This window comes from Streptomyces sp. Tu6071 (assembly GCF_000213055.1).
Lineage (GTDB): Bacteria > Actinomycetota > Actinomycetes > Streptomycetales > Streptomycetaceae > Streptomyces > Streptomyces evansiae.
The window spans coordinates 3,806,116-3,819,775 of sequence record NZ_CM001165.1 but is presented as its reverse complement, the minus strand read 5'-3'; the positions used below and the strand labels follow the sequence as shown (position 1 = coordinate 3,819,775).

At 69.9% G+C, this 13,660-nt stretch carries 8 protein-coding genes; 5 read left to right on the top strand and 3 right to left on the bottom strand.

Annotation, left to right across the window (positions count from 1 at the left end; translation table 11 throughout):
- Positions 1-81: 81 nt before the first annotated feature.
- Positions 82-1,113, top strand: coding sequence for an alanine racemase (locus STTU_RS15745; RefSeq protein ID WP_007824572.1), 1,032 nt, complete (start codon positions 82-84; stop codon positions 1,111-1,113).
- A 163-nt stretch (positions 1,114-1,276) separates the two neighbouring features.
- Here STTU_RS15745 and STTU_RS15740 read toward each other — a convergent pair whose 3' ends face one another.
- Together STTU_RS15740 and STTU_RS15735 are read right to left on the bottom strand one after the other, a co-directional pair.
- A complete protein-coding gene (locus STTU_RS15740) occupies positions 1,277-2,791 on the bottom strand; it encodes a glycosyltransferase family 87 protein (RefSeq protein ID WP_007824571.1) in 1,515 nt (504 codons plus the stop codon).
- 234 nt (positions 2,792-3,025) lie between these two features.
- The gene (locus tag STTU_RS15735) at positions 3,026-5,722 is read right to left on the bottom strand and encodes a transglycosylase domain-containing protein (protein ID WP_234019241.1); all 2,697 of its coding nucleotides are present in this window, start codon (positions 5,720-5,722) and stop codon (positions 3,026-3,028) included.
- A 370-nt stretch (positions 5,723-6,092) separates the two neighbouring features.
- Here STTU_RS15735 and STTU_RS15730 point away from each other — a divergent pair, with 370 nt between their 5' ends.
- From STTU_RS15730 to STTU_RS15720, 3 genes are all read left to right on the top strand, one after another.
- Positions 6,093-6,758, top strand: a complete 666-nt coding sequence (locus STTU_RS15730; protein WP_007824569.1) for a PadR family transcriptional regulator — start codon at positions 6,093-6,095, stop codon at positions 6,756-6,758.
- Between the two features lie 55 nt (positions 6,759-6,813).
- On the top strand, positions 6,814-7,896 hold the full coding sequence (locus STTU_RS15725) for an inositol-3-phosphate synthase (RefSeq protein WP_009067320.1): 1,083 nt from the start codon (positions 6,814-6,816) through the stop codon (positions 7,894-7,896).
- A gap of 235 nt (positions 7,897-8,131) precedes the next feature.
- Positions 8,132-9,412 (top strand): MFS transporter, encoded by a 1,281-nt coding sequence (locus STTU_RS15720; protein WP_007824566.1) that lies wholly within the window; start codon positions 8,132-8,134, stop codon positions 9,410-9,412.
- Between the two features lie 133 nt (positions 9,413-9,545).
- Here the strand turns inward: STTU_RS15720 and STTU_RS15715 are convergent, their stop codons facing one another.
- A complete protein-coding gene (locus STTU_RS15715; RefSeq protein ID WP_029396803.1) occupies positions 9,546-11,015 on the bottom strand; it encodes a CCA tRNA nucleotidyltransferase in 1,470 nt (489 codons plus the stop codon).
- Positions 11,016-11,265: 250 nt separating this feature from the next.
- Here STTU_RS15715 and STTU_RS15710 point away from each other — a divergent pair, with 250 nt between their 5' ends.
- On the top strand, positions 11,266-13,620 hold the full coding sequence (locus STTU_RS15710; protein WP_078518983.1) for a DUF6049 family protein: 2,355 nt from the start codon (positions 11,266-11,268) through the stop codon (positions 13,618-13,620).
- Positions 13,621-13,660: the final 40 nt, after the last annotated feature.

Sequence of the window (13,660 nt, the reverse complement as noted above, 5' to 3'; positions counted from 1 at the left end):
TCCGGTCCCCCGCCGGGTCCCCGCGCGGCGCGACTTCCCCCACCTGCACCACACAGCTAGAAGAAAGGTCCGGGACCGGCCATGGCGCTCACGCTGTACGTCGACTCCACGCGCTGGCGGGCACACCACAAGCACGTTCTCGAACAGTTCCCCGGAATCGTCCCGGTCTGCAAGGGCAACGGCTACGGTTTCGGCCACGAGCGGCTCGCCGAGGAGGCGACCCGGTTCGGCTCCGACATGCTCGCCGTCGGCACCACGTACGAGGCCGCGCGGATCAAGGACTGGTTCAGCGGCGATCTGCTGGTCCTCACGCCTTTCCGCCGCGGCGAGGAGCCGGTGCCGCTCCCCGACCGCGTGATCCGCTCCGTCTCCTCGGTGGACGGCGTCCGCGCCCTCGTGGGCGCGCGCGTGATGATCGAGGTCATGTCCTCGATGAAGCGGCACGGCGTGACGCGGAGCGACCTGCAGGCCCTCGGCAGCGCGATCGACGACGTGCGCCTCGAAGGCTTCGCGATCCACCTGCCGCTCGACCGCACCGACGGCACGGACGCGGTCGAGGAGGTCATCGCGTGGATGGACGCGCTGCGCGGCGCGCGGCTGCCGCTCCACACGATGTACGTGAGCCACGTCAAGGCCGATGAACTGGCCCGGCTGAGCCAGCAGTTCCCGCAGACGAAGTTCCGCGCGCGGATCGGGACCCTGCTCTGGCTCGGTGACCACGAGGCCACCCAGTACCGGGGGACGATCCTCGACGTGACCCGGGTCGCCAAGGGCGAGCGCTTCGGCTACCGGCAGCAGAAGGCGACCTCGGACGGCTGGCTCGTCGTCGCCGCGGGCGGCACCTCGCACGGCGTGGGGCTGGAGGCGCCGAAGGCGCTGCACGGCGTGATGCCGCGCGCGAAGGGCGTGGCGCGGGCCGGGCTGGCCACGGTCAACCGGAACCTCTCGCCGTTCGTCCACGGCGGCAAGCAGCGCTGGTTCGCCGAGCCGCCGCACATGCAGGTCTCGATCCTCTTCGTGCCCGCCGACGCCCCCGAGCCGCAGGTGGGCGAGGAACTGGTGGCGCACCTGCGGCACACGACGACGCAGTTCGACCGGATCGTCGAGCACTGAGCGCGGCCCGCGTGGCGGGCACAGGTACGGGTACGGAGAAGGGCGCCCCCTCGTGTGGGGCGCCCTTCTCCGTACCTGCCCGGAGCGGTCTCCCAGGTCCCTACCCGGCGGCCTCGCGGGCCCGTACCGCGCTTCCAGGCCCGGCGGGCCCGTACCCGCGCCTCTAGGCCCGGCGCTCCGGCTCCTCGTCCGTGAAGCTCTCGGGCCGCTCCTCCGGCCCCTTGCCCCAGTCCGTGTAGATCCCGCCGCTGTGCTGGGGCGGCCTCGCGGCGCGTCCGTACACGTGCAGGTCCGGCGCTCCGTCGAGGACTCCGCCGGAGGGGTCGTCGTCGCCGGAGGCGCGGACGGAGTCGCGCTCGGGCAGCAGGATGTCCCGGACCACGACGGCGCAGAGGTAGAGCGTGGTGAGGAGGTGGCAGAGGATGGCGAGGTGGTAGCCCTCCTGGGAGAGCCCCATCGCGCCCTTCCCGCCACTCGTGTAGGCGAGGTAGAGCCAGATGCCCAGGAAGTACAGGACCTCTCCGGCCTGCCAGATGAGGAAGTCCCGCCAGCGCGGCCGGGCGAGTGCGGCGAGCGGCACGAGCCACAGGACGTACTGCGGCGAGTAGACCTTGTTGGTGAGGATGAAGGCCGCGACGACGAGGAAGGCGAGCTGGGCGAAGCGCGGCCTGCGCGGAGCGGTGAGCGTCAGCACGGCGAGGAGCGCGCAGGCGAGCACCATGAGCAGCGTCGCGAGGGTGTTGATCGTGTCGGTGCTCGGCGGGGAACTGAGCCGCTGGGACAGGATGAGCCAGAAGGACCCGAAGTCGACCCCGCGCTCCTGGCTGAAGGTGTAGAACTTCGCCCAGCCGTCGGGGGCGAGGAGGATGACGGGGAGGTTCACCAGGAGCCAGGCCGCCGCCGTACCGCCCAGGGCCCTGCCGAACTCCCGCCAGCGCCCTGTGCGCCAGCACAGCAGCAGCACGGGCCCGAGGAGCAGGACCGGGTAGAGCTTCGCGGCGGTGGCGAGCCCCAGGAGGACGCCGAAGCCGAAGGACCGCTTGCGGGACCACAGGAGCATCGCGACCGCCGTGAGCGCGACGGCGAGCAGGTCCCAGTTGATGGTGGCGGTGAGCGCGGCGGCCGGGGCGAGGGCGACGAGCAGGCCGTCCCAGGGCCGCCGGCGATGGGTGCGGCTGACGCACACGGCGAGGACCACCGCGCAGATCATGAGCATCCCGGAGTTCACCAGCCAGTAGACCTGCTCACGGTGGACGAGGTCGTCCCCGCCCGGGGTGAGCCAGGAGGCCACCTCCATGAACACGCCGGTGAGCACGGGGTACTCCAGGTACTCCATGTCGCCGTTGAGCCGGTCGAAGTAGGGAACGAGCCCGTCCGCGAAGCCGCGCCCCTGGAAGAGGTGGGGGATGTCGGAGTAGCAGGCGTGCGTGTACTGGGCGTTGGCCCCGAAGAACCAGCCGCCGTTGTAGCAGGGGATCTTCTGCACCATGCCGAGCGCGAAGAGCCCCAGCGCGACGAGGGCGACGACGCGTACCGGCGTCCACCACGTGGAGCCGAGCAGGGCATGGCGCCCCACCGGGCCGCCGAGCAGCTCGCTGCCCTCGGCGGCGACCTCGTCCTCCTCGGTGGGTAGCACCGGCCCGGACTGCTGCACGCGGGTACTCGTCATGACGGCCATCCTGCCGTACGTCCCTGAGCGGCGAGGGCGGGGAACGCCACGCGGAGCCCGGAAGACGGCGAGGGCCGCGGTACCGGACGTCGGTACCGCGGCCCTCGTGTGCCCGACTCGGGCGGGCTGTCCATGTTTTACGTGGAACATCCGGCTGCCCGATGTTCCACGTGGAACATCCGACCGCACATGTTTCACGTGGAACATCACCGATGTTTCACGTGAAACATCGCCCCGGTGTGGTCACGGCTTGAACCAGCCGTTGTCCCCGTTCTCCCCGTCACCTCCGGGATCCCCCTCACCCGGTAGCGAGGGTGAGGGTGGCCCGGAGGTCTGCCCCGGTCCCTGGTTGTCACCGCCCTGGTCATCGCCGCCACCAGGACCTTCGTCGTCACCGCCGTGCTGGCAGTTGAAGTCCAAGGGGGCGCAGGTGTTCTCCGACTCCGTGGTCGACGGGCTCGGCGGGGCCTCGGACGAAGGCGACTGCGAAGGCGACTTCGAGGGCGATTCGGAGGGGCTCTCCGACGGCTTCGTGCTCGGCGAGGGCGGGGCGTCGACCGTCTCGACGACCTCACCGATCTTCTCCGGCTTCGGGAAGTTCTCCGTCGGCGCGTCCTTGAGCGCCAGCGTCATGTAGTCCTTCCAGATCTCCGCCGGGAAGGAGGCACCGTGGATGGAGGTCTGGTTGCCCGTCCCGTACATCTTCTCGAACTCGCGCTGCTTGTTCTTCGCGTTGTCGTCGAAGCGGAACATGGCGATCGCGGTGGACACCTGCGGGGTGTACCCGACGAACCAGGCGGACTTGTTGCCGTCGGTCGTACCGGTCTTGCCGGCGACGTCCCGGCCGGGAATCTTCGCGGAGGTACCGGTGCCCTTTTCCACGACGTTCTTGAGCACGTCGGTCACGTTGTCGGCCACCGGCTTGGGGAAGGCGGACTTGCTCTTCTTCTTGTGCTGGAAGAGCGTGCCCTTTGCGCTCTCCACCTTGGTCACCGAGTACGGGTCGTTCTGCTCCCCCTCGTTCGCGAAGGTCGCGTAGGCGCCCGCCATACGGATCGCGCTGGGCGAGGACGTACCGAGCGAGAAGGAGGGGTAGTTGTTGCTGGCGAAGATGTTGGAACCGTCCTGGATACCGGCCTTGATGGCGGCGTCCTTGACCTTGTCCAGGCCGACGTCCATACCGAGCTGCACGAAGGCGGAGTTGACGGAGTGCTGCATCGCCTCACGGAGAGTGATGCGGTAGTTGTCATCCGAGTGGTAGGACTCGTCGCCGTCGTTCGACTGGAGCCACTGATCGCCGTTCTTGTCGGTCCAGATGCTGCCGTCGTAGTTCTTGATCTTCAGCTTGTTCTTGGCGCTGAAGATGCTCATCTGGGAAACGGGCCTGCGCGTCGAGTCACCCTGGTTGGCACCGAGCTTCGGATCGCGCACCCCGTGCTGCATCGCCGCGGCGAGCACGAAGGGCTTGAAGGTCGAACCGACCTGCGCACCGGTGACGTCGGCGTTGTTCATCCAGTGCTTGAGGGCGTCCGTACCGCCGTAGATCGCTTCGATCGCCCCGGTGTTCGCGTTGACCGAAGCGCCGCCGAACTGCACGTGACTATCGGTCTTCGGCCGCTTCTTGGGATCGATGTTCGCGTTGTAGACCTTGCTGACCGACTTCTCCAGCTCCTTGACACGGTCCTTCTTGAAGGTCGTGTAGATCCGGTAACCGCCCTGGTTCAGCTTGTTCAGGGTGATGCCCGTGTCCTCGCTGTGGCTCGTCACCCAGGAGTTGGCGAGTTCCACGAGGTAGCCGACCTGGCCGCCGAGCGCGCTGTTCGCCCGCGGGGGCTCCGTCTTCGGCAGATCGGTGTACTTGTCGCGCTCGCTCTTGCTGAGGTGGCCGTCCTTGACCTCCTCGTCGAGGATCCACGACCAGCGCTCCGTGGCACGGAGCGTGTTGGCTTCCTTCGTGGTCTTCGCCGGATTGTCCGAGGCGACGCCCGCCGGGTCGTAGTACGTGGCGCCCTTGAGGACGGCCGCCAGAAGCGCCGATTCGCTCGCGTTGAGATCGACCGCGTCCTTGTCGAAGTACGCGCGCGAGGCGGCCTGAATGCCGTAGGCACCGCGGCCGTAGTAGGCGGTGTTCAGGTAGCCCGCCATGATCTCGTCTTTGCTCTTGGTCGTGCCCACCTTGATCGAGATGAACAGTTCCTTGAACTTACGGCTCAGGGTCTGTTCCTGATCGTCCAGCACGGCGTTCTTGACGTACTGCTGGGTGATGGTCGAACCACCCTGCGTCTGTCCGCCCTTGGCCATGTTGAAGAGCGCGCGGCCGATGCCCATGGGGTCGACGCCGCTGTCCGTCTCGAAGGACTTGTTCTCCGCCGAGATGACCGCGTACTGCATCGACTTGTCGATCTGGTCGAGGGGGACGATCTGCCGGTTGCGCTGGCTCTCGCCGCCCGTGGCGACCATCTGGCTGCCGTCGGACCAGTAGTAGACGTTGTTCTGCGCCCTGGCGCTCAACGCCTCGTCGGGCACCTCGACCATCGCGTACGCGATGCCCGCGATGCCCATGAGCCCGCCTATGAAGGCGACGAAGAGGCCGGTGACGAGCTTCCAGGAGGGGAGCCAGCGCCCGACCCCGTCCTTGCCCGCGCGCGGGTAGTCGATGAAGCGCTTCTTCGCCGGGGGGCCTCCGCGCCTGCCCCCGCCCTGGCCGGCCGCCGGGGCCGCGCGCCTGCGCCCGCCACTGCCGCGCTGGGCCGCGCGACGGGCCTCGGCCCGTCCGCCTCCGTGGGACGGCGGCTCCACACCGGCTGAGCCGTGCGCGGAGGAAGAAGGGGCGGAACCACGGGGCGTCGCCCGGCGTCCCGTATTCCCGGAACGGGCGCGTCGGGCCGCGGCCCGTCCGCCGCCTTCCGGCTGCGGCGGTTTGCGACGGTGCTCGCTCATCGAACGACTACTCCTCGGGCAGGCGCAGGCTTACGCGCCTGGAAACGGCGACTGAAGCGGTTCCCCCGTCGTGGCGCGGAGCCCTCAGCGGACCGGCGCGCACTACGTCTGGGACGACGACGTTCCCGGGCGCCTCATGGTTCCCGGTGGACAGCATGGCGCCCAGACTACGCACCGGCCCAGCGCACAGACTCCGAAGTTCACCCCAAAACAGGCAACTTGCTCCCAACCTCACAGCGATGTGACGCCGGTCACGAGGTCTCCACTTGTCGTCACGAGGACACCGCTCTATCGTGCTGATGTATCGAGTCGATACATCAGCACGAGATAAAGACGCGCTACGGCGGTCGGAGAGAAGGAGGAGGAGAGGATGAGCCGACGTGCGGGCATCCTCGAATTCGCCGTCCTCGGCCTGCTGCGCGAATCCCCCATGCACGGGTACGAGCTGCGGAAGCGCCTCAACACCTCGCTGGGGGTGTTCCGGGCCTTCAGCTACGGGACGCTTTATCCCTGCCTCAAGACGCTGGTGGCGCGGGGCTGGCTGGCCGAGGAGTCGGCTGCCGCCCCGGGCGAACCCGCCACCCTCTCCGGGCGGCGCGCGAAGATCGTCTACCGGCTGACCGCGGACGGCAAGGAGCACTTCGAGGAGCTGCTCTCCCAGACCGGCCCGGACGCCTACGAGGACGAGCACTTCGCCGCACGCTTCGCCTTCTTCGGCCAGACCTCCCGGGATGTGCGCATGCGCGTCCTGGAAGGCCGTCGCAGCCGCCTGGAGGAGCGCCTGGAGAAGATGCGGGCCTCGCTCTCCCGCACCCGGGAGCGTCTTGACGACTACACCCTCGAACTCCAGCGCCATGGGATGGAATCCGTGGAGCGCGAGGTGCGCTGGCTCAACGAGCTGATCGAGAGCGAGCGCGTGGGCCGCGAGCTGCGGACCTCCCGGCCGGGGGACGCGGAGCGGCAGAAGGGAGCGCCGGGCGATCTGCCCCGGCCCGGGAGCGACTCCCGGCCGGATTCGCCTGGCACACCCACCTGAGACCGCAGCACCGCGGCTCTCATAGGACTCAGAGATCACACAGGGAGCAACCGGAATGAGTTCGGTTCGCGTAGCCATTGTCGGCGTGGGCAACTGCGCCGCCTCGCTGGTGCAGGGCGTCGAGTACTACAAGGACGCCGACCCGGAGGGCAGGGTCCCGGGTCTCATGCACGTGCAGTTCGGCGAGTACCACGTCAAGGACGTCGAGTTCGTCGCCGCCTTCGACGTGGACGCCAAGAAGGTCGGTCTCGACCTCGCGGACGCCATCGGCGCCAGCGAGAACAACACCATCAAGATCTGCGACGTGCCCAGCACCGGTGTCTCCGTGCAGCGCGGCCACACCCTCGACGGTCTCGGCAAGTACTACCGCGAGACGATCGAGGAGTCCGGCGAGCAGCCGGTCGACGTCGTCCAGGTGCTCAAGGACCGTCAGGTCGACGTCCTCGTCTGCTACCTGCCGGTGGGTTCCGAGAGCGCGGCGAAGTTCTACGCCCAGTGCGCCATCGACGCCAAGGTCGCCTTCGTCAACGCCCTCCCCGTCTTCATCGCGGGCACCAAGGAGTGGGCCGACAAGTTCACCGAGGCCGGTGTCCCGATCGTCGGCGACGACATCAAGTCGCAGGTCGGCGCCACCATCACGCACCGCGTGATGGCGAAGCTCTTCGAGGACCGCGGTGTCGTCCTCGACCGCACGATGCAGCTCAACGTCGGCGGCAACATGGACTTCAAGAACATGCTCGAGCGCGAGCGCCTGGAGTCCAAGAAGATCTCCAAGACGCAGGCCGTCACCTCGCAGATCCCCGACCGGGACCTCGGCGCCAAGAACGTGCACATCGGCCCGTCCGACTACGTGCAGTGGCTCGACGACCGCAAGTGGGCCTACGTGCGCCTCGAGGGCCGTGCCTTCGGCGACGTCCCGCTGAACCTGGAGTACAAGCTGGAGGTCTGGGACTCCCCGAACTCCGCCGGCGTCATCATCGACGCGCTCCGCGCCGCGAAGATCGCCAAGGACCGCGGCATCGGTGGCCCGATCCTCTCGGCCAGCAGCTACTTCATGAAGAGCCCGCCGGTCCAGTACTTCGACGACCAGGCCCGCGAGAACGTCGAGAAGTTCATCCGCGGCGAGGTCGAGCGCTGAGCGGCTGACACTCCGTCCGGCCCGCCGCCCCGCGCGGGGTGAGCGCCGGGAACCGCGTGTCCGAAGGGGCCCGTACCGCACAGGTACGGGCCCCTTCGCCGTATCCGGTGGATAGGGCGCGCGTGGGAGCCGGAGGGTCCCGGAAAGCCAGTTCTCGCCGGGTCGTCTCCCGGATTTCTCCCAGCGGCTTGTCCCGCGTGCGGCCTCCCTCGCTCCGCATGTGAAGCTGAGCCGCATGGCCGTCCTCCCCGATCTCCGTCTCCTGCTGAAGCTGGGGGGCTTCCGCCGCCTGCTCGCCGTACGGCTGCTCTCCCAGGCCGCGGACGGCGTCTTCCAGGTCGGCCTCGCCACGTACGTCGTCTTCTCCCCCGAGAAGCAGGCGACCCCCGGTCAGATCGCCTCCGCGATGGCCGTCCTGCTGCTCCCGTACTCCCTCGTCGGCCCCTTCGCGGGCGTCTTCCTCGACCGCTGGCGGCGCCGCCAGGTCTTCCTCTACGGGAGCCTGCTGCGTGTCCTGCTGGCCTCCGCCACGGCCGTGCTGATCCTCGCCCGCATCCCCGACGGGCTCTTCTACGGGGCGGCCCTGTGCGTCACGGCGGTCAACCGCTTCGTCCTCGCCGGGCTCTCCGCCGCGCTGCCCCGGGTCGTGGACGGCCCCCGCCTCGTCGTGGCCAACGCGCTGTCGCCGACCGCCGGGACTCTCGCCGCCACGGCGGGCGGTGGTCTCGCCTTCCTCGTCCGGCTCCTCGGCTGGGACTCGGACGCCGCCGTCCTGCTGCTCGGTGCCGCGCTCTACCTCGCCGCCGCGCTCGCCTCGCTGCGCATCCCGGTCGACGCGCTCGGCCCGAGCGTGGAGGAACGCCCCCGCGCCCACGTACGCGCCGCGCTCGCCGCGTCCGCGCAGGGCCTCCTCCAGGGCCTGCGCCACCTCGCGGACCCCGCCCGCCGCCCCGCGGCGCGCTCGCTCGCCGCGATGACCCTCCTGCGCTTCTGCTACGGGGCGCTCACCGTCACCGTGCTGATGCTGTGCCGGTACGCGTGGTCGACGACGGAGGAGGACGGGCTCGCCCTGCTCGGGCTCGCCCTCGGTCTCTCGGCGGCGGGCTTCTTCGTGGCGGCGCTGCTGAGCCCGTGGGCGATCCGCCGTTTCGGCCCGCTCGGCTGGATCGCGGGCTGCGCGGCCCTCGCGGCGGTGCTCGTCGGGCTCGCGGGCCCGTTCTTCGCCGAGCCGCTGATGATGGCGCTCGCCTTCTTCCTCGGCGTCGTCACCCAGGGCGCGAAGATCGCGACCGACACGGTGGTGCAGTCCGAGGTGGAGGATGCCTACCGGGGACGGGTCTTCTCGGTGTACGACGTGCTCTTCAACGTCGCCTTCGTCGCCGCGGCGGGAGCCTCGGCCCTCGTTCTGCCGGGAGACGGGCGCTCCGTCGCGCTCGTCCTGGGGGTCGCGGTGATCTACGCGGGTGTGGCCGCGCTCGCCGGGCGCGCGCTCCGCGTACCGGCGCGGGCGGGCTGAGGACGGGGCGGATGTTTCACGTGAAACATCTAGGGGGCGTCCGAGGATGTTTCACGTGGAACATCGTGGGGGCCGTCCCGGCGGCCGAGCACCCCGATGTTCCACGTGAAACATTGCGCGACCACGCGCACACTCACTGCTGCTGAGCGGCCCACCACTCCTTGAGCGCCGCGCCGGCCGCCTCCTTGCCGAGGGGCCCCTTCTCCATCCGCAGATCGAGGAGGAAGGCGTACGCCTTGCCGATCACGGGGCCGGGGGAGACGTCGAGGAGCGCCATGATCTCGTTGCCGTCGAGGTCGGGCCGGATCGCGTCCAGCTCCTCCTGCTCCTGCAACTCCTCGATCCGCCGTTCCAGGCCGTCGTAGGCCCGCGCCAGCGCGTTGGCCTTGCGCTTGTTGCGCGTCGTGCAGTCGGAGCGGGTGAGCTTGTGGAGGCGCGTGAGCAGCGGGCCCGCGTCGCGCACGTACCGCCGTACCGCGGAATCGGTCCACTCCCCGGTCCCGTAGCCGTGGAAGCGCAGGTGCAGCTCGATGAGCCGGGAGACGTCCCGGATCAGCTCGTTCGAGTACTTCAGCGCCGCGAGCCGCTTCTTCGCGAGCTTCGCGCCCACGATCTCGTGGTGGTGGAAGGAGACGCGGCCGTCGCCCTCGAAGCGCCGCGTCTTCGGCTTGCCGATGTCGTGGAGGAGGGCGGCGATGCGCAGGGTGAGGTCGGGCCCGTCCTCCTCCAGGTCGATCGCCTGCTCCAGGACGGTGAGCGAGTGCTCGTACACGTCCTTGTGGCGGTGGTGCTCGTCGCTCTCCAGGCGCAGCGCGGGCAGCTCGGGAAGCACACGGTCCGCGAGACCGGTGTCGACGAGGAGCCGCAGCCCCTTCACGGGGTGGGCGGAGAGCAGCAGCTTGTTCAGCTCGCCCTGGACCCGTTCCGCCGAGACGATGTCGATGCGCTCGGCCATCGCCGTCATCGCGGCGACCACCTCGGGCGCCACCTCGAAGTCGAGCTGAGCGGCGAAGCGCGCCGCGCGCAGCATCCGCAGGGGGTCGTCCGAGAAGGACGCCTCGGGGGTGCCCGGGGTGCGCAGCACCTTGGCGGCGAGGTCGTCCAGACCCCCGTGCGGGTCCACGAACCTCTTCTCGGGCAGGAACACCGCCATCGCGTTGACCGTGAAGTCCCGCCGTACGAGGTCCTCCTCGATCGAGTCGCCGTAGGAGACCTGCGGTTTGCGGGAGCTCCGGTCGTACGCCTCGGAGCGGTACGTCGTGACCTCGATCTGGAAGCTCTGCTCCTCCTCGCCGACCCGCGCCGCCTTCTGGCAGCCGACCGTGCCGAAGGCGATGCCCACCTCCCACACCGCGTCGGCCCACGGCCGTACGAGCGCGAGCACGTCCTCGGGACGGGCGTCGGTGGTGAAGTCGAGGTCGTTGCCGAGCCTGCCGAGCAGGGCGTCCCGTACCGAACCCCCGACCAGCGCCAGCGTGAAACCGGCCTCCTCGAAGCGACGGGCGAGTTCGTCCGCGACGGGCGAGACACGCAACAGCTCGCTCACCGCGCGCTGCTGCACCTGGCTCAGTGCACTGCTGGGGTCATGGTTGGCGTTCGGCACAACAGGAGAGGGTACGTGGCCCCGCCCCGCCCTCCGAATCGCGCCGGAGCGCCCGCCTGCGGCCTTCACAAGATCGCCCAGCCCACTCCGCGGCACTTCGGCCCGCCGGGCCTCGTTACCATGCGTGGACGCATCAAGCGACAACCACCGACCACTGACGACGACGAGGACGGGCGAGCGCGTGGCCGAGGCGGCAGCAACCCATCGAACCCCCTGCCCCTCCCCTGCCCGGCGACGGCTGCGACGAGTGGTGGCCGTCACGGCGGCGGTGCCCCTTCTCGGGCTCCTCGCCCACCTCACGCCGGCCCAGGCGGACACCCCGCGGCAGCCCGCCGCCGCCGAGCCCACGGGCTCCCGCACCGTCGACATCCAGCTCACCGGGCTGACCCCCGAGGCGCCCGAGGCCGGGGACACCGTCACGGTGACCGGGACACTCACCAACCGCAGCAAGCAGACCATCACCGAGGCGCACGTCGCCCTGCGCGTCGGGCAGCTGCTCGGCAGCCGCAGCGCGATCGACGTCGCCGACGGCCGCTCCGGCTACACCCCGGGGCTCGACGGCAACGAGGTCGCCGACAAGTACGACCACAAGGTCGACAAGCTGAAGCCGAAGCAGAAGGAGTCCTTCTCGCTCGCCGTGCCGGTCAAGGATCTCCAGCTCGGCGCCGACGGCGTCTACCAGATCGGCGTCTCCTTCGACGGCCGCACCAGCAGCGTGCCGTGGCAGGAGCAGGTCCTCGGGATCAAGCGCACGTACCTGCCCTGGCAGCCCGAGCCCACCGCCCGCCAGTCCCGGACGACGGTCCTGTGGCCGCTCATCTCGACCGCGCACATCGGCGCCCGCACCGTGGGCGGGGGCGAGGACGACCAGAACAACGTCTTCGAGAACGACGACCTGGCGAAGGAGATCCTCCCCGGCGGCCGTCTCGACCGGATGCTCGCGCTCGGCAAGAGCCTCGACGTCACCTGGGTGATCGACCCCGACCTGGTCAACACCGTCGCCGACATGGCCAACGGCTACCGGCTCGCCGGCAAGGACGGCAAGACCGTCGCGGGGCCCAAGAAGAACAAGGACGCCGCGACGAGCTGGCTCAACGCACTCGGCAAGGCCCTGACCGGGCACTCCGTCGTCGCCCTGCCCTACGGCGACCCCGACCTCGCCTCGATCGCGCACAACGGCACCAAGGTCCCCACGACCCTCGCCCGGCTCAAGACCGCCACGGACATCGGCCGGAGCACCACCCTGTCGATCCCCGACGCCGATCTCAAGGTGAGCACGGACTACGCCTGGCCCGTGGACGGAGCCATCGACCGCTCGATCGTCGACGTGGCCACCTCGGCCGGAGCGACGAAGGTCATCACCCGCAGCGACAGCCTGAGCGAGCCCGACAGCCTCCTGTACACGCCCTCCGCCGCCCGGCCCATCGGCGGCGGTGTCACGGCGATCGTCACCGACACCCGCCTCTCCACCGCCTTCGAGGGCTCCATGGACTCGCCGCAGAGCGCCACGCTCGCGGTGCAGCGCTTCCTCGCCCAGAGCCTGGCCCTCACCCGCCAGGACGAGCAGAAGCAGCGCACGGTCGTGGTCGCCCCGCAGCGCACGCCCACGACGGCCCAGGCCGAGGCGATGGCGACCGCCGTGCGCGCCCTCCAGGGCGGGCGCTGGTCGCTCTCCCAGGAACTCGACGACACCGCGAAGACCAAGGCCGACCCGCAGGCGAACACCCGCGTACCGGCGCGCTCCGCGTACCCGAAGTCGCTGCGCAAGCAGGAACTGCCCACCGCCGCCTTCACCTCGCTGCACACCACGCAGAAGGGCCTCGACAGCTTCCAGGAGATCCTCCAGAGGCCCGACCGCGTCATCACCCCGTTCGGTCTCGCGATGGACCGCGCCGTCGCCACCTCGTGGCGCGGTCGCGCCGGTGAAGCGGCCTCGTACCGCACCGACGTGCGCAGCTACCTCGACTCGCTCGTCCGGCAGGTGCGGCTCATCCCGAAGACGGACGCGAAGCTCTCGGGGCACAGCGCCACCATCCCCGTCACGGTCCAGAACAACCTCCTCCAGGACGCCCAGCACCTCAAGGTGCGGCTGACCTCCACCAAGCCCACCCGCCTCAAGATCGGCGAGGGCCCCTGGGAGGAGCGCGCGATCAAGATCGGCGCCGGGCACAGCCAGACGGTGAAGTTCGACACGACGATCAACGCCAACGGCCCCGTACAGGTGCAGGCGCAGCTCGTCACCGACGACAACCGGCCCTACGGGCAGCCCGTCGAGTTCAGCGTGGACGCCACCGAGGTCACCTCGACCGTCATGCTGATCATCGCCGGCGGGGTCCTGCTCCTCGTCCTCGCCGGGCTCCGGATGTACACCCAGCGCAAGCGCCGCGCGCGAGAGGACGGCACCGGGGGCGGCGACACCGCGCCCGGCCCTCAGGGCCCCGGGGACGGCGGCCCCGCCCCCGCGGGCGAGGACACGCCGCGGGGACCCGCCGCGGACGCCCCGCGGTCCCCCGCGGAGAACCCTCCGAAGGGCTCCGCGGCGGGCCCCGACACCGGAAGCGAAAACATCGAGCGCTCCGGTACGGGTGAGAGAGTGGACCGTTGAGCAATGTCGTGGCTCCCGGGCCAGGGGACGATGAGGTGGG